13 protein-coding genes are annotated in these 15,801 nt (G+C 53.6%); 3 read left to right on the top strand and 10 right to left on the bottom strand.

Features of this window, described 5'->3' with window-relative positions:
* Positions 1 to 5 precede the first annotated feature (5 nt).
* The 6 genes from HU143_RS00065 to yidA all read right to left on the bottom strand — a co-directional run bounded on the left by HU143_RS00065 (position 6) and on the right by yidA (position 5,844).
* The gene (locus tag HU143_RS00065; RefSeq protein ID WP_000253524.1) at positions 6 to 1,343 is read right to left on the bottom strand and encodes an MFS transporter; all 1,338 of its coding nucleotides are present in this window, start codon (positions 1,341 to 1,343) and stop codon (positions 6 to 8) included.
* A gap of 84 nt (positions 1,344 to 1,427) precedes the next feature.
* On the bottom strand, positions 1,428 to 2,576 hold the full coding sequence (gene dgoD / locus HU143_RS00060) for a galactonate dehydratase (RefSeq protein WP_000704735.1): 1,149 nt from the start codon (positions 2,574 to 2,576) through the stop codon (positions 1,428 to 1,430).
* Positions 2,573 to 3,190 (bottom strand): 2-dehydro-3-deoxy-6-phosphogalactonate aldolase, encoded by a 618-nt coding sequence (locus tag HU143_RS00055; RefSeq protein ID WP_001198742.1) that lies wholly within the window; start codon positions 3,188 to 3,190, stop codon positions 2,573 to 2,575. Before HU143_RS00055 ends, dgoD begins: the two co-directional genes overlap by 4 nt.
* On the bottom strand, positions 3,174 to 4,052 hold the full coding sequence (locus HU143_RS00050) for a 2-dehydro-3-deoxygalactonokinase (RefSeq protein ID WP_000127129.1): 879 nt from the start codon (positions 4,050 to 4,052) through the stop codon (positions 3,174 to 3,176). Before HU143_RS00050 ends, HU143_RS00055 begins: the two co-directional genes overlap by 17 nt.
* Positions 4,049 to 4,738: a D-galactonate utilization transcriptional regulator DgoR gene (gene dgoR, locus HU143_RS00045; protein WP_000174317.1), complete on the bottom strand. Its 690-nt coding sequence runs from the start codon at positions 4,736 to 4,738 to the stop codon at positions 4,049 to 4,051. The genes HU143_RS00050 and dgoR overlap by 4 nt, the downstream gene beginning before the upstream one ends.
* A gap of 260 nt (positions 4,739 to 4,998) precedes the next feature.
* A complete protein-coding gene (gene yidA / locus HU143_RS00040) occupies positions 4,999 to 5,844 on the bottom strand; it encodes a sugar-phosphatase (protein WP_000985570.1) in 846 nt (281 codons plus the stop codon).
* Positions 5,845 to 6,132: 288 nt separating this feature from the next.
* Between yidA and HU143_RS00035 the strand changes: the two genes are divergently transcribed.
* The 3 genes from HU143_RS00035 to HU143_RS00025 all read left to right on the top strand — a co-directional run bounded on the left by HU143_RS00035 (position 6,133) and on the right by HU143_RS00025 (position 9,625).
* Complete coding sequence (locus HU143_RS00035) at positions 6,133 to 7,395, top strand: MFS transporter (RefSeq protein WP_000061246.1); 1,263 nt, start codon at positions 6,133 to 6,135, stop codon at positions 7,393 to 7,395.
* 13 nt (positions 7,396 to 7,408) lie between these two features.
* Positions 7,409 to 8,602 carry a mandelate racemase/muconate lactonizing enzyme family protein gene (locus HU143_RS00030; RefSeq protein ID WP_023227709.1) on the top strand — a complete coding sequence of 398 codons (1,194 nt, stop codon included), beginning with the start codon at positions 7,409 to 7,411 and terminating at the stop codon, positions 8,600 to 8,602.
* Between the two features lie 114 nt (positions 8,603 to 8,716).
* Positions 8,717 to 9,625: a LysR family transcriptional regulator gene (locus tag HU143_RS00025; protein WP_001581291.1), complete on the top strand. Its 909-nt coding sequence runs from the start codon at positions 8,717 to 8,719 to the stop codon at positions 9,623 to 9,625.
* Between the two features lie 6 nt (positions 9,626 to 9,631).
* On the opposite strand, the gene gyrB is transcribed toward HU143_RS00025, so the two are convergent.
* From gyrB to dnaA, 4 genes are all read right to left on the bottom strand, one after another.
* Positions 9,632 to 12,046, bottom strand: coding sequence for a DNA topoisomerase (ATP-hydrolyzing) subunit B (gene gyrB / locus HU143_RS00020; protein WP_000072047.1), 2,415 nt, complete (start codon positions 12,044 to 12,046; stop codon positions 9,632 to 9,634).
* Between the two features lie 28 nt (positions 12,047 to 12,074).
* Positions 12,075 to 13,148 carry a DNA replication/repair protein RecF gene (gene recF, locus HU143_RS00015; RefSeq protein WP_000060081.1) on the bottom strand — a complete coding sequence of 358 codons (1,074 nt, stop codon included), beginning with the start codon at positions 13,146 to 13,148 and terminating at the stop codon, positions 12,075 to 12,077.
* Between the two features lie 147 nt (positions 13,149 to 13,295).
* Positions 13,296 to 14,396 (bottom strand): DNA polymerase III subunit beta, encoded by a 1,101-nt coding sequence (gene dnaN / locus HU143_RS00010; RefSeq protein ID WP_000673474.1) that lies wholly within the window; start codon positions 14,394 to 14,396, stop codon positions 13,296 to 13,298.
* A gap of 4 nt (positions 14,397 to 14,400) precedes the next feature.
* Complete coding sequence (gene dnaA, locus HU143_RS00005) at positions 14,401 to 15,801, bottom strand: chromosomal replication initiator protein DnaA (RefSeq protein ID WP_000059093.1); 1,401 nt, start codon at positions 15,799 to 15,801, stop codon at positions 14,401 to 14,403.

Raw genomic sequence — 15,801 nt, 5'->3', positions numbered from 1 at the left:
CCAACTTATCCGACGCGTTTCACATCGCCCACTAACAGGATGTAAGACAGCGCGCCTAGCAGGGCCACAACGGAGATATAGACCAGCGCCGGAGCAAAACCGTAGCTTTGCGCCAGATAACCAATCACTAACGGTACGCTAATCCCGCCCAACCCGCCGATAAAGTTAAACATACCGCCGGTAAGGCCAATCAACCGCATCGGCGCAAGCGAAGAGATTAACGACCAGGTAATGGACGCAAATCCGTTGCCGAAGAAAGCTATCGCCATCAACGCCATAATCCACAACGGATCGTTAGTGTAGTTAGCACCCATAATGCATGTGGAGATGAGCAAACCGCAAATAATCGGCGTTTTGCGCGCCACGCCCAGCGAGAAGCCTTTTTTCACCAGTTTATCCGCCAGCCAGCCGGAGAGCAGTACGCCAAAAAAAGCAGCCAGGAACGGTACGGTCGTCATAAAGCCCGCTTTTAGCGCGGTAATGCCTTTTTCCTGGGTCAGATAATTAGGGAACCAGGTCAGAAAGAACCATAGCGTAGAGTTTACGGCGAACTGACCGAGGTAGACGCCCACCAGCTTACGATGGAACACCAGTTTCCAGTCGGCTTTCGTCAACGGCTGGCGGGCCTCTTTTTTCGCTGGCGCATCGCCATCCACCAGACCGCCGCCATCGCGAATATACTCCAGCTCCGCCTGGCTAAGGCTTTTCGTCAAACGCGGCGGTTGATAAACCTTAAACCAGACCAATGACCAGATAATCCCGATACCGCCGGTGACGATAAAGACCCAGTGCCAGCTCAGCATTTCCTGAATCCAGATCAGCAGCGGCGTAAGGAATGCCAGTCCGACGAACTGTCCGGAGGTGTAGAACCCGACTGCGGATGCGCGCTCATGCTCCGGAAACCAGCTAGTGACCATCCGGTTATTTGCCGGAAAGGCCGGCGCCTCGAAAATCCCGGTAATAGCGCGCAGGCCGATAAGCGACAATAGTCCCGTCGCAAACCCCTGCAATAGCGTCGCGACTGACCAGCCGAAGATAGCGATAAAATAGGTCAGCCGGGACCCAATACGGTCGAGAAACCAGCCGCCGGGGATCTGGCATAACGTATAGAGCCAGGCAAAAGCGGAGAAGACATAGCCCATTTCCGCTTTGGTAATGCCGAATTCTTTTTGAATATGCATGGAAGCCACGGCAAGGTTGGCGCGATCGACGTAGCAAATCACCACGGTAATAAAGATCATCACCAGCGTCAGATAGCGGCGACGCCCCGGCTGTGCTGCTGTAACTGAAATATCCATCGTCATCTGTCTCCAGATTCTGGGCATAGCGAGGCCGCTCACCATGCCCTGTAAATTACAGAGGGTGTGTTTTTATATTTAAATTGGGTTGCCCGGAGGGCGACGTTTGTTGAGCCTACTGCGTGGCGATCACCACTCGGCTACCGATCCGTCAGCGTGCCGCCACAACGGATTACGCCAGTCCGGCGCGCTTTTGCTAAGTTCAATCACCCTGGCCTCGTCAATGTCTACGCCAAGACCCGGTTTGGTTAAGGGTTTAAAGAAGCCGCCGTCCATGCTGAAGTCTTCTTTGTTTTTCACAAAGTCGAGTAGTTCCGCGCCCTTGTTATAGTGAATGCCCATGCTCTGCTCCTGGAATACCGCGTTGCGCGAAACAAAATCGATATGCAGGCAGGCAGCCAGGGCGATTGGACCCAGCGGGCAATGCGGCGCCAGCGCCACGTCATATGCTTCCGCCATTCCGGCGATTTTATAGCATTCGGTAATGCCGCCCGCGTGGGATAAATCCGGCTGTAGAATCGCCAACCCGCCCGCGTCCAGCACGCGTTTAAATTCAAAACGCGAGAACATACGCTCGCCTGCGGCAATCGGAATATGCGTTTGCGCCGCCAGGCGTGGATAATATTCCGCCTGTTCCGCCAGCACCGGCTCTTCAATAAACAGCGGGCGATAGGGTTCCAGTTCTTTAATCAGCACCTTCGCCATCGGCGCGCTAACGCGACCGTGGAAGTCGAGCCCAAACTCAATTTCACTGCCGAAAGCTTCACGGATTTGCGCCACGGTATTGACCGCCGCATCCACCGCACGGGAATTATCAATCACGCCCATCTCTTCACAGCCGTTCAGCTTGAAGGTGTCAAAACCAATACCGCGCAATTTTTCAATACCGTCAATGACGTCTGCCGGACGATCGCCACCCACCCAGCTATAGGCCTTGATTTTGTCGCGCACCAGGCCGCCCATGAGCTGCCAGACCGGCGCATTCAACACCTTGCCTTTGATATCCCACAATGCCTGGTCAATACCGGCGATGGCGCTCATCATAATCGGGCCGCCGCGATAAAAACCGGCCCGGTACATTACCTGCCACAGGTCGTTGATACGCGCCGGATCTTTCCCTATCAGGTAGTCGGCAAACTCATGTACTGCCGCCTCTACAGTACGTGCCCGACCTTCAATGACCGGCTCTCCCCAGCCAACCACGCCTTCATCCGTTTCGATTTTCAGGAACATCCAACGTGGAGGTAAACGGTACGTGGTGATGTGAGTTATTTTCATTTCACTGCCTCTCGATACGCATTAACAAATGCCGCAGCCTGCTGCGCGGTGCGTTCAACGGATTGCCCGGCGCGATAGAGATCGCTACCCAGTCCCGCGCCCACACAGCCTGCTTTAATCCATTGCGCCAGGTTTTCCGGCGTCACGCCGCCGACAGCAAATAGCGGAACATCCGGCGGAAGTACCGCTTTCAGCGCGCTGATGTAGCCCGGACCAAACGCCGACGACGGGAAAATTTTTAACGCCTGTGCGCCTGCATCCAGCGCAGAAAAGGCTTCCGTTGCCGTGGCGCAGCCCGGACACACGGTCATGCCATAGCTCACTGCCCGGCGGATCACCTCCGGTTGGATATTTGGCGTGACGATCAGCTTGCAGCCCATCCCGGCAAGCTGGTCTACCTGTTCCGGTTTCAGTACGGTACCAGCGCCAATAAGCGCCCTGCCGCCATACGCCTTCACCACGGAAGAAATGCTTTTTTCCCACTGTGGGGAGTTAAGCGGAATTTCTATAGCGTCAAATCCCGCATCCACCACCGCGCCAACGTGCGCCAGGGCATCATCGGGCGTAATACCGCGTAAGATAGCGATGAGAGGGAGATTAGTTTGCCACTGCATGAGCGATGCTCCTTATTCCAGCCTGAAATGCCATATCGCCATCGACGGTTGAAACATCACGCCCAATAGCACGAAACGCCTGTTGGTAACGTGAGATCAGCGCGGGTCCGGCGACGAGTGTGATAGCCTGTTGCGCCGCGAAGGATTCGCTCATGCTGGCGACTTCCGCACCAATCAACAGGCCGGAGAGGAAATCGCTAACCTGCTCACGCGCAAGATGTCCCAACACGTGCGAGGCGCGAACCTCAAAAAGAGAAGGCAGGACGGCAGGAGAATTAAGACCGCGCTCCAGCCCCGCGGCATAGGCGTCGCCAGAAGCTTCCTGTTCCGGCAAACCAGCCCCGACCAGCGAGTGACGCAGCAACAAGTGATGGAGTTCGCCTGTCATCACAGTACGAAAATCATGAATTTGTTGCGTATCAGTCTGTACCCATTTGCAATGCGTGCCGGGCATGACATAGACAGATGAAGGAGAAAGTTCGCGGGCGCCAAGCAGTTGCGTCTCTTCACCGCGCATCACGTTGTGGTTATCCTCGCGTGAGACACACAATCCGGGGATGATCCAGATGTTGTCGCCAACGGCGGTTAACTGTTCGCCAATAGCGGAGAACAGGGCGGGAACCGGCAGATAAGGCGCATTTTGCCAGCCTACGTTACTGCCGATCATGCCCGCCATTACCACGGGGGTGGCGCTGTCGCGCCAGTGTGTTGTGACTTCTGCTAACACCGCGTCAGGAGATTTACCGTTCAGGCGTGTAACGCCTGCTTCTGATTGCCTGCTCTCCAGGCATTTGTCGCCCTGGTAAAGCCAGGCGCGCAGATTGGTCGATCCCCAGTCAATTGCGATGTAGCGAGCTGTCATGTGATTTCCTTTAACCTTCGTGTCGAGCTGGCGATCATGGTTAATGCCGCCTGCTCTGCCGCATCGCCATCCTGATGCCGTATCGCATCGAATAGCGCCTTATGTTCCTGGAGCGTTTTCGGCATGTTGGCCGCATCGCCCATCCAGGTCCGTTCAAATACCGCTCGCTGTAGCGAGCTGATCGCTACATTTAACTGTTGCAGCACCGGGTTATGCACCGACTGCAACACTGCCTCGTGATAGCGAATATCCGCCTCGTTAAACGCTTCCCGGTCCTGGTTGTTGGCAATCATGTCGTTTAGCGCCGACTCAATTTCAGCCAGATCGCTTGATGTTGCCCGTTCCGCCGCCCAGCGTGCTATTGCAGGCTCCACCAGGTTTCGTATTTCGCTCATCGCGCTGATAAGCCTCGGGTCGTAGTCGTTTTCCAGTACCCATTGCAGCACGTCGGTATCGAGATAATTCCACTGGTTACGCGGTGCGATAAACGCGCCGCGATAGCGCTTCATTTCAATTAGCCGCTTCGCCATAAGCGAACGAAACACTTCGCGAATGATGTTGCGAGACGTTTCAAACTCCTCGCACAGATCCGCTTCCGCTGGCAGCGCCGAACCGGGTACGTATTTACCGCTGACAATCTGTTTGCCCAGCGTGATAACGATGCGATCGGTTTTATTGAGAGTCATAGAGAGTCCTTGTGCTCGATGTGAACTCTCTTACTTTACCGCGATAGCTGAATTACGCCGCAATTTTGTAGTACTAGCGTGATATCAACCGTCGTTATCATGCCATTAATGTAGTACAACACAATTATGTTGTACTACAATTTAGATCACAAAAACGACAATTGGTTATGGGAACGTTATAAGACGTAAACGAAAGACATAAAAAAACCCGCAGCAAGTGCGGGTCGTTAAGCGCGTATTTGCCCGATGGCGACTATGCCTTATCGGGCGGGAAAATGGCCGGATGAGTGATCGGGGTTCAGCACAAATTTTTCAATCGCCCAGGCAACACCATCTTCAAGGTTCGATTTAGTCACAAAGTTAGCCACCTCTTTGACCGACGGAATGGCGTTGTCCATTGCCACGCCCATGCCGGCGTATTCGATCATCGCAATGTCGTTTTCCTGATCGCCAATCGCCATCACCTCCTCTGGCTTAATACCCAGCGCCTCGGCCAGTGATTTTACGCCGGTGCCTTTATTAACCCGTTTATCGAGGATTTCAAGGAAGTACGGCGCACTTTTCAGCACGGTGTACTTTTCCTTCACCTCTGCCGGTATACGCGCAATCGCCCGGTCAAGAACGGCAGGCTCATCGATCATCATAACTTTCAGGAACTGGGTGTTCGGGTCCATCTTCTCCGCTTCACAAAATACCAGCGGAATGGTCGCCACATACGACTCATGCACCGTGTAGTAGCTGATATCGCGGTTAGCGGTATAAAGCGTATTTCGATCTAATGCGTGGAAGTGAGAACCCACCTCACGGGACAGTTTTTCCAGATAACGGTAGTCATCATAGCTGAGCGCTGTTTGCGCCACCGTACTGCCATCCCCTGCTTTCTGCACCAGCGCCCCGTTGTAGGTGATGCAGTAGTCGCCGGGTTGTTCCATATGAAGTTCTTTCAGATAGCTGTGTACACCCGCATACGGACGGCCTGTGGTCAGCACCACGTTTACCCCTTTTTCACGCGCAGCGGCAATGGCGTTTTTAACCGCCGGAGAAATGGTGTGATCGGGCAGCAAAAGGGTGCCATCCATGTCGATAGCAATGAGTTTAATAGCCATGAAATCCCCGCATTAAATGAGTCCTGACTCATGCTAACGCGATTCCGCTCAAAAAACAGCAAAAGAGTCAGGGATAAACGGGGCTAAAGAATAAGACAAACCTTCCTCTTTTGCTCAGTACAGAAGGCGAGTTTTGTGCAGTGAATACTCACATTTATTAGATAACCTCATTAATCAAACAGAAAATACCGTTTTTCTAATCTCATCGATATTGTTACCCTGGTCATAAATCACCCTATTGTAAAAATAAACAAAAATGATGTTAATTTAATTAAAGGAGATCGCCAAATGTCGATGGCCCTTACCGCCCCGCCTGGCAGGAAAAGATTTTTAATCGTTGCCTGTTTATTTATTGGAATATTCATTGCCTATCTCGACCGCGTTAATGTTTCGGTATTAGCCGCAAACGAACCCTTCTTAGCCTATATGGGTATTGAAGGCATGCCATTGCAAATTGGCATGATGATGACCGTTTTTCTGGCCGCTTATGGTATCGCTAATGTTGTATTATCACCACTTGGCGACTACCTTGGTCCGAGAAAAGCGATGATGCTTTGTATCCTAATCTGGACCATCGCCTTAATTATTGGCGGAGTTGCGACATCGTTTGCATTAATTATTATTTGCCGCATATTACTGGGTATCGGAGAGGGTTTTTATTATCCGCTGCAAAGCGTATTTATTAAAAACTGGTTTCCGAAGCAGGAGCGTGGCCGGGCAAACGCAGCGTGGATCGTCGGCCAGTCGGTCGCGCCCGCCATTGCGATGCCTTTTTTCACCTGGTGGATAGGCACCCACGGCTGGCGTTCCAACTTCTTTTTATGCGCCGCTCTCGGGTTAATTCCACTCTGGCTGCTATGGCGATATGTTGCTGATAAACCAGAACAACTTAAAGGTATCAGCGAGCAGGAACTGGCTTATATCAAAGCCGGGCAGGAAACGGAAAGCGCAAGCAGCAGCGAAAGTTTTATGTTGCGGGTAAAACCGGTGATTACCAACTATTGCTACTGGTTGCTGGTGCTATGGTACCTGTGTCTGCAATGCCTGTACTGGGGGATGATTACCTGGCTGCCAACCTATCTTAAATCAGCCAGAGGATTTAGCTGGGCAGAAATGGGCTGGCTGGCGTCGCTGCCGTTTGTCTTGTCGATATTTTCCAAAGCCGCCGCGGGCGTCTTCGTCGATAAAATAGGACGCAGCGCCCCCATATTAATGGTGTTAATGTTTTTCGCCGGTATCAGTATCTATTTCGGCACAATAACCGAACACAAATATATGTCAGCGGTACTACTCTCCTTCGCCGTCGCTTTTTGCACGATGGGTACGCCTGTTGCGTGGACATTATTACAAGGGATGGTGTCCGGGAAATCTATTTCCGCCGCCAGCGGCGTAATGAACGGCGTCGCGAACGGCCTGTCATCATTATCACCAGTATTTATCGGTTTATTTATCTCTATTACAGGAACCTATACCGGCGGCTTATTATGTCTGGTTTTCATCAGCGCTATCGCCGTGGTATCTGCATTCGTTTTAACGATTAAAAAATATTAATCACAAGGAGTAAATGATGAAAATTACCAGCATTGATATTATTGATGTTGCTAATGATTTTGCGTCCGCCACCAGCAAATGGCGTCCGGTGGTGGTAAAAATTAATACCGACGAGGGCATTTCCGGTTTTGGCGAAGTCGGGCTGGCTTACGGCGTCGGCGCCTCTGCGGGCATCGGCATGGCAAAAGATTTAGCCTCCATTATCATCGGCATGGACCCGATGAATAACGAAGCTATCTGGGAAAAGATGCTCAAAAAAACCTTCTGGGGGCAGGGCGGCGGCGGCATCTTTTCCGCAGCAATGAGCGGTATTGATATCGCGCTGTGGGATATCAAAGGTAAAGCGTGGGGTGTGCCGCTGTATAAGATGCTCGGCGGAAAAAGCCGCGAGAAAATAAGAACCTATGCCAGCCAGCTACAGTTTGGCTGGGGGGACGGTAGCGATAAAGATATGCTGACCGAGCCGGAACAGTATGCACAGGCGGCGCTGACCGCCGTCAGCGAAGGCTATGACGCGATAAAAGTGGATACCGTCGCAATGGATCGCCACGGCAACTGGAACCAGCAAAACCTCAACGGGCCTCTCACCGATAAAATCCTGCGTCTGGGCTACGACCGTATGGCCGCCATTCGCGATGCAGTCGGCCCGGACGTGGATATCATCGCCGAAATGCATGCCTTTACCGACACCACCTCGGCGATTCAGTTTGGCCGCATGATCGAAGAACTGGGCATCTTCTACTACGAAGAGCCGGTCATGCCGTTAAATCCCGCACAGATGAAGCAGGTTGCCGATAAGGTCAATATTCCACTGGCGGCTGGCGAACGTATTTACTGGCGCTGGGGATACCGTCCTTTCCTGGAAAACGGCAGCCTGAGCGTTATTCAGCCCGATATCTGCACCTGCGGCGGCATCACCGAAGTGAAGAAAATCTGCGATATGGCGCACGTTTACGACAAAACGGTGCAAATCCATGTTTGCGGCGGGCCGATTTCCACAGCGGTGGCGCTGCATATGGAAACCGCGATCCCGAACTTCGTCATCCACGAACTGCACCGGTATGCGCTGCTGGAGCCGAATACGCAAACCTGTAAATACAACTACCTGCCGAAAAACGGCATGTACGACGTTCCGGAGCTTCCCGGCATCGGCCAGGAGCTGACCGAAGAAACCATGAAAAAGTCGCCGACCATTACCGTAAAATAAGCCAACAGTCTGCCTGCGCCGCAGGCAGACACCCTGTATTTGCGAGTCGTATCAACGCGACCTTATCCAGCCTGAGATAAAATCCTCTCAGTAAAGGGGTAACACAGGTGGCAAATGAATTTAACTATCCGGCAATTTCGCGCGTTTCTGGCCGTCGCGGATTTGCGTAGTTTTACCGCCGCCAGCAAATATCTGTGCATCACGCAGGGAGCTGTTAGCGGTTTAATCAACGAAATGGAAAGCCAGATGGAGGTTTCCCTTTTCGACCGCACTTCGCGCGTGGTGAAGCTATCGCCCGACGGCGAAAAGTTTTTACCCGCCGCCATGCGGGTTGTTGAAGAGTTTCAACGGGCCGAAAATTATGCCCGCGACCTGAAAGAGATCAAAAAATCCCTCGTACGGGTTGTTGGCGCGCCGCTGATTGCCTGTGCTTTTCTACCGCAAATCATCCATGCCTTTAAGCGGCAGCATCCGCATACCCACGTACAGCTTATTGATAAACCCATGTCGCAGTTGCAAAAGAGCATTATGCTGGGGGAGGCGGATTTCGGTATCGGCCCGGAGCGGCCGCTGGAACCAGAAATCGATAAACAAACGCTGTTCACAACGGAAATCGCCCTGTACTGCCATCCGGACTATCGGCTGCATAAAAAAACGGTGCGCTGGGAAGAGATTCAGAGCGAAGAGCTGATCGCCGTTGGCAACGAATCCATTCCGATGATCTCCGCGACCGCTGGCGTGCGCATTAAGCCCAAAATGACGGTGGAACATATGGCGACCGCCATGTCGCTGGCAGCGCAGTGTGAAGGCGTGGTGATCGCCGGAACCTTTTCCCGCCATTACGCCAAAAGCTATCAATTAGCGACCTGTTCGCTCACGCCTCCGCTGCGGCGCAATATGAACGTGTATTACCATGCGTGGCGCGCACAAACGCCCGCCACGCAGCGCTTTAAAGAGTTTCTATTCAGATATATGGATGAACATCATGATGCCCCGGCCAGCCAGCGGCGGGCCGGGGATTAAGGCAGGTTAAATATCGATGTTCGCCGCTTTCAGGGCGTTCTCTTCGATAAATGCGCGACGCGGTTCAACGGCATCGCCCATCAGCGTAGTGAACAGCTGGTCGGCAGCAATTGCATCTTTGACGGTCACGCGCAGCATACGGCGGCTTTCCGGGTCCATGGTGGTTTCCCACAGCTGATCCGGGTTCATTTCACCCAGACCTTTATAACGCTGGATAGCCAGACCGCGACGTGATTCTTTCACCAGCCACTCCAGCGCCTGCTCGAAGCTGGTTACCGGCTGGCGACGCTCGCCGCGTTCGATGAACGCGTCCTCTTCAATCAGACCGCGCAGCTTCTCGCCCAGCGTGCAGATACGACGATATTCCGCGCCGGTCACAAACTCGTGATCCAACGGATAATCGGTATCCACGCCATGCGTACGCACGCGAACGATCGGCTCGAACAGATTCTGTTCCGTATTAGTATGAACATCGAACTTCCACTGACTGCCGTGCTGCTCTTTCTCATTCAGCTCGGTAATCAGCGCATTCACCCAGCGCGTTACAGTCTGCTCATCAGAAAGATCGGCTTCGGTCAGAGTTGGCTGATACACCAGCTCTTTGAGCAGCGCTTTCGGGAAGCGACGCTCCATACGACCAATCATTTTCTGCGTGGCGTTATATTCAGAGACCAGTTTTTCTAACGCTTCGCCGGATAGCGCCGGCGCATGGGCGTTCGCGTGCAGAGTCGCACCGTCAAGCGCGATGGAAATCTGGTACTGATCCATCGCTTCATCGTCTTTGATGTACTGTTCCTGCTTGCCTTTCTTGACTTTGTACAGCGGCGGCTGGGCAATGTAGACGTGGCCGCGTTCAACGATTTCCGGCATCTGACGATAGAAGAAGGTCAACAGCAGCGTACGGATGTGCGAGCCGTCGACGTCCGCATCGGTCATGATGATGATGCTGTGATAGCGCAGCTTGTCCGGGTTGTACTCGTCGCGACCGATACCGCAGCCCAGCGCGGTGATCAGCGTCGCCACTTCCTGAGAGGAGAGCATCTTGTCGAAGCGCGCTTTCTCGACGTTGAGGATTTTACCTTTCAGCGGCAGAATCGCCTGGTTTTTACGGTTACGCCCCTGCTTCGCAGAGCCGCCCGCGGAGTCCCCTTCCACCAGGTACAGTTCGGACAGCGCCGGGTCGCGTTCCTGACAATCCGCCAGTTTGCCCGGCAGACCGGCTAAATCGAGCGCGCCTTTACGACGGGTCATTTCACGGGCGCGACGCGCCGCTTCACGCGCACGCGCGGCGTCGATAATTTTGCCGACGACGATTTTCGCGTCAGATGGGTTTTCCAGCAGGTATTCGCTCAGCAGTTCGTTCATCTGCTGTTCTACCGCCGATTTCACCTCGGAAGAGACCAGCTTATCTTTGGTCTGTGAGGAGAATTTCGGGTCCGGCACTTTTACGGAAACCACCGCAATCAGACCTTCACGGGCATCGTCGCCGGTGGCGCTGACTTTGGCTTTTTTGCTGTAGCCTTCTTTGTCCATGTAGGCGTTCAGCGTACGGGTCATCGCCGCACGGAAGCCTGCCAGGTGGGTACCGCCGTCACGCTGCGGAATGTTGTTGGTAAAGCAGTAGATATTTTCCTGGAAACCATCGTTCCACTGCAGCGCTACTTCCACGCCGATACCGTCTTTTTCGGTGGAGAAGTAGAAGATATTCGGGTGGATCGGCGTTTTATTCTTGTTCAGATATTCAACAAACGCCTTGATGCCGCCTTCGTAGTGGAAATGATCTTCTTTGCCGTCGCGCTTGTCGCGCAGGCGGATGGAGACGCCTGAGTTCAGGAATGACAGTTCACGCAGGCGTTTCGCCAGGATCTCATATTCAAATTCAGTGACGTTAGTGAAGGTTTCGTGGCTCGGCCAGAAACGCACCATCGTGCCGGTTTTATCGGTATCGCCAGTGACGGCCAGGGGTGCCTGCGGCACGCCGTGCTCGTAGATCTGACGGTGAATTTTGCCATCTCGCTGGATAACCAGTTCCAGTTTTTGCGACAGAGCGTTAACTACCGAGACGCCCACGCCGTGCAGACCGCCGGAGACTTTATAGGAGTTATCGTCAAATTTACCGCCCGCGTGCAGAACGGTCATGATCACTTCCGCCGCCGAGACGCCTTCTTCCGGGTGAATCCCGGTAGGAATGCCACGGCCATCATCCGTTACGGACACGGAGTTATCGGCGTGAATAGTCACGACGATATCTTTACAGTGACCTGCGAGCGCTTCGTCGATAGCGTTATCTACCACCTCGAATACCATGTGGTGCAGACCGGTGCCGTCATCCGTGTCGCCGATATACATACCCGGGCGCTTACGCACCGCATCCAGCCCTTTCAGGACTTTGATACTGGAGGAGTCATAAGAATTCGACATCAACGTTTCTCGCTCATTTAATCTTGGGTTAATCCGTTATTTTACCCTTTTCCACGGTAAACATCTTCGAATTTTCATCCGACATGTCTATAACGTGTTCAGCGCTAATTGCGCTGACAAAGACCTGCGATTGCGTGGCTTTTAAGCGGCTGGCCAGCAGTCCGCGACGCGCATCGTCAAGTTCAGAGGCAAAATCATCTATCAGGTACAGGCAGCGCCGCCCGCTTTCGCGGGTGAGGAACTCGCCCTGCGCCAGACGTAAGGCGCACATCAATAACTTTAGCTGCCCGCGCGACAGGGTATCTTCCACCGGCGCGCCGTCGGCGCGAATGCGAAAGTCCGCTTTATGCGGCCCGTGCGCGGTGTAGGTCAACATACGGTCACGCTCAAAGCTTCGCTCCAGCACGTCCGCATAGTCTGTCTCTTTCTCCCAGCCGCGCTGGAAAGAGAACGTCAGGGAAAATTCAGGTAAAAACTGCTGACAGGTATCCGCCATGTCCTGTGCGATAGCGCTACTGTACTCCGCCCGCCAGGTACTAATTTGTTCCGCCAGCGGAATCAGCTCTTTATCCCACGGGCGCAATTGCTCATAACGACTCACCTGGCGCAGCGCGGCATTACGCTGTTTCAGCAATCGTTTCAGGTTGCTCCAGGCGGTGAAGAATCCGGCTTCGTTGTGAAAGCATCCCCAGTCAAGGAACGCTCTTCTGTATTTGGGGCCGCCGTTGAGTAAAGTAAACCCCTCCGGCGTAATCAACTGCATCGGCATTAAATGCGCCAGCTCCGCGATCTTGTGACCGTCGGTACCGTCGATACGGACTTTGCTGTCGCCCTGCTTATCTTTGGTTAAGCCAATCGACGTCTCACGCTCTTCGCCCTGCAGGCGCCCGTGGAGAACAAACGCTTCCTGCTCATGACGAATCACGCGGCCAGGCTGCAAACTGCGAAACGCCCGACCGTGACCAAGCGTATAAATAGCTTCCAGCACGCTGGTTTTGCCGCTACCGTTGGCGCCAACCAGGAAATTAAAGCCGGGGGATAAAGCGAGATCCGCATTTTCTATGTTGCGGAAGTCTTTGATTAAAAGGCGCGTCAGTGACATATATTAGTACACTCGTCCAGGGGCGTGTGTGTCGCAGCCAGTTCGTCTACCGCCAGCGCGCAGAAAGCGGAGCGTACACGAAGTACGTGAGCATTTCGAGCACTGCCGGGAGGCGAAATGGCAAGTAAACCAGCCCCTTTTCAGATTCTACAGCCTCATTGGCATAACAACGTAGGCAGCACTCTGTGACGCCGCATCCTCAATCTGTACGCTGGATACGGAATCCGTCAGCATAATGCGCACGGTTTCGCACTTCAGCGCATTGAGCACGTCCAGCACGTAACTGACGTTAAAGCCGATTTCCATCTCCGTCCCGCCATAGCTCACGTCCAGAATCTCTTCCGCTTCTTCCTGTTCCGGGTTATTGGCGGTGATTTTGAGCTGATTCTCACTGACGTACAGACGCACGCCGCGGAATTTCTCATTCGAGAGGATTGCTGCGCGGGCAAACGCCTGCTTGAGGATATCGCAGCCCGCTTCCAGATGTTTATCCGGATTCTTCGGCAATACGCGACGGTAATCCGGGAAACGACCATCCACCAGCTTCGAGGTAAAGATAAAGTCGCCGACGTGCGCACGGATATTATTACTGCCGATCTGCACGCGCAGCGGGTTTTCGCCACCGTCGAGCATACGCATCAGTTCAATCACGCCTTTACGCGGCACAATCACCGAGTGGCTAGGTAAAGACGCCTCCAGCGGCATTGAGCACACCGCCAGACGGTGGCCGTCGGTCGCAACAGTGCGCAGTTCGCTGCCTTCCGTTTCAAACAGCATACCGTTTAAGTAGTAGCGCACATCCTGATGGGCCATCGAAAACTGGGTCGCTTCAATCAGGCGCTTCATCGTGGCCTGCGGCAGCGTAAATTCAACTTCGCTTTGCCAGTCGTCAAGATTCGGGAAATCGGCGGCAGGCAGTGTAGACAGCGAGAAGCGGCTACGGCCAGAACGCACCAGCATCCGATCGCCTTCCAACTGAACGGCAATCTCCGCGCCCTCCGGCAGGCCGCGGCAGATATCAAAGAATTTCCGCGCCGGCACGGTAGTAGCACCCGGCTCATGCGGCTGAGAAAGCGTAACGCGCGCGACCATCTCCATTTCAAGATCGGTGCCGGTCAGAGAAAGCGTACCGTCCGCTACCTGGAGGAGCAGGTTACCGAGAATCGGCAGCGTAGGACGACCGCCCAGCGGGCCGCTGACCTGCTGAAGCGGTTTTAATAAATGTTCACGTTCAACGGTAAATTTCATAGGATCACGACGACAATGTTCTGATTAAATTCGAAAAATCTTCTTTGATATCGTGGCTTTCTTCACGCAGTTGCTCAATTTTACGACAGGCATGAAGTACGGTAGTGTGGTCGCGCCCGCCAAACGCATCGCCGATTTCCGGCAGACTGTGGTTGGTGAGCTCTTTTGCCAGCGCCATAGCCATCTGGCGCGGACGTGCTACCGAGCGAGATCGACGCTTAGAAAGCAGATCCGCAATTTTGATTTTGTAATACTCCGCCACCGTCTTCTGAATATTGTCGATGGTGACCAGTTTTTCCTGCAACGCCAGTAAATCGCGCAGCGCTTCGCGCACAAAGTCGATAGTAATCGCCCGGCCGGTAAAGTTGGCATTGGCGATCACCCGGTTCAGCGCGCCTTCCAGTTCACGTACGTTAGAGCGTAGACGTTTGGCGATAAAAAACGCGACCTCGCCTGGCAGACGAATATCATTTTCGTCCGCTTTTTTCATCAGGATCGCCACGCGGGTTTCCAGTTCTGGCGGTTCGATCGCCACTGTTAGCCCCCAGCCAAAGCGGGACTTGAGACGATCCTCAACGCCGTTGATCTCTTTCGGATAGCGATCCGACGTCAAAATGATCTGCTGATTGCCTTCCAGCAGAGCGTTAAAGGTGTGGAAAAACTCTTCCTGGGATCGTTCTTTATTGGCGAAGAATTGAATATCGTCGATCAGCAATGCGTCAACGGAGCGGTAGTAGCGTTTAAACTCTTCGATGGCGTTATTTTGCAGGGCTTTTACCATGTCCTGCACAAAGCGCTCGGAGTGCATATACACGACTTTCGCGTTGGGTTTACGCGCCATAATGCCGTTACCCACCGCGTGCAGCAGGTGAGTTTTACCCAGACCGGTGCCGCCATAGAGGAATAACGGGTTATAAGCGCCGCCAGGATTATCCGCCACCTGACGTGCCGCCGCGCGCGCCAGTTGGTTGGATTTACCTTCGACGAAGTTATCAAATGTATGTTTTACATTGACGTTGGAGCGGTAGGTCGGCTCCGCCGGCGCTGGTACGTTATCCCAGCCCGAACGGGCCGCAGGCGCTACGCGCTGCGGCTGCGCCGTTGTTGTCTGCGCAGGCGCGACAACGTTATGCACAGGCGTTTTTAGCGTTTGCGTAACGGGCTTTGTTCCCACTTCAAAACGCAGTTGTGGGGCATCCGCGCCGCAGAATGTGTTGAGTAATCCATTGATATTGTTGAGGTACTTATCTCTTACCCAATCGAGCACAAAACGGTTTGGCGCATACAAAGCCAGCGTGTTATCGCTCAGTTCCGCCTGCAACGGGCGTATCCACATACTGAATTCTGTGGCTGGTAACTCATCCTGCAATCGGGCAAGACACTGCTGCCAAAGCGAAAGTGACAC

Source organism: Salmonella sp. SJTUF14076, assembly GCF_015534835.1.
GTDB lineage: Bacteria > Pseudomonadota > Gammaproteobacteria > Enterobacterales > Enterobacteriaceae > Salmonella > Salmonella enterica.
This window is presented reverse-complemented; position numbering and strand designations above follow the sequence as displayed.

Excerpts from the sequence above, each read along its gene's own strand:
- HU143_RS00065 (WP_000253524.1), bottom strand. The coding sequence starts at position 1,343 with ATGGTGAGCGGCCTCGCTATGCCCAGAATCTGGAGACAGATGACGATG.
- dgoD (WP_000704735.1), bottom strand. The coding sequence starts at position 2,576 with ATGAAAATAACTCACATCACCACGTACCGTTTACCTCCACGTTGGATG.
- HU143_RS00055 (WP_001198742.1), bottom strand. The coding sequence starts at position 3,190 with ATGCAGTGGCAAACTAATCTCCCTCTCATCGCTATCTTACGCGGTATT.
- HU143_RS00050 (WP_000127129.1), bottom strand. The coding sequence starts at position 4,052 with ATGACAGCTCGCTACATCGCAATTGACTGGGGATCGACCAATCTGCGC.
- dgoR (WP_000174317.1), bottom strand. The coding sequence starts at position 4,738 with ATGACTCTCAATAAAACCGATCGCATCGTTATCACGCTGGGCAAACAG.
- yidA (WP_000985570.1), bottom strand. The coding sequence starts at position 5,844 with ATGGCTATTAAACTCATTGCTATCGACATGGATGGCACCCTTTTGCTG.
- HU143_RS00035 (WP_000061246.1), top strand. The coding sequence starts at position 6,133 with ATGTCGATGGCCCTTACCGCCCCGCCTGGCAGGAAAAGATTTTTAATC.
- HU143_RS00030 (WP_023227709.1), top strand. The coding sequence starts at position 7,409 with ATGATGAAAATTACCAGCATTGATATTATTGATGTTGCTAATGATTTT.
- HU143_RS00025 (WP_001581291.1), top strand. The coding sequence starts at position 8,717 with ATGAATTTAACTATCCGGCAATTTCGCGCGTTTCTGGCCGTCGCGGAT.
- gyrB (WP_000072047.1), bottom strand. The coding sequence starts at position 12,046 with ATGTCGAATTCTTATGACTCCTCCAGTATCAAAGTCCTGAAAGGGCTG.
- recF (WP_000060081.1), bottom strand. The coding sequence starts at position 13,148 with ATGTCACTGACGCGCCTTTTAATCAAAGACTTCCGCAACATAGAAAAT.
- dnaN (WP_000673474.1), bottom strand. The coding sequence starts at position 14,396 with ATGAAATTTACCGTTGAACGTGAACATTTATTAAAACCGCTTCAGCAG.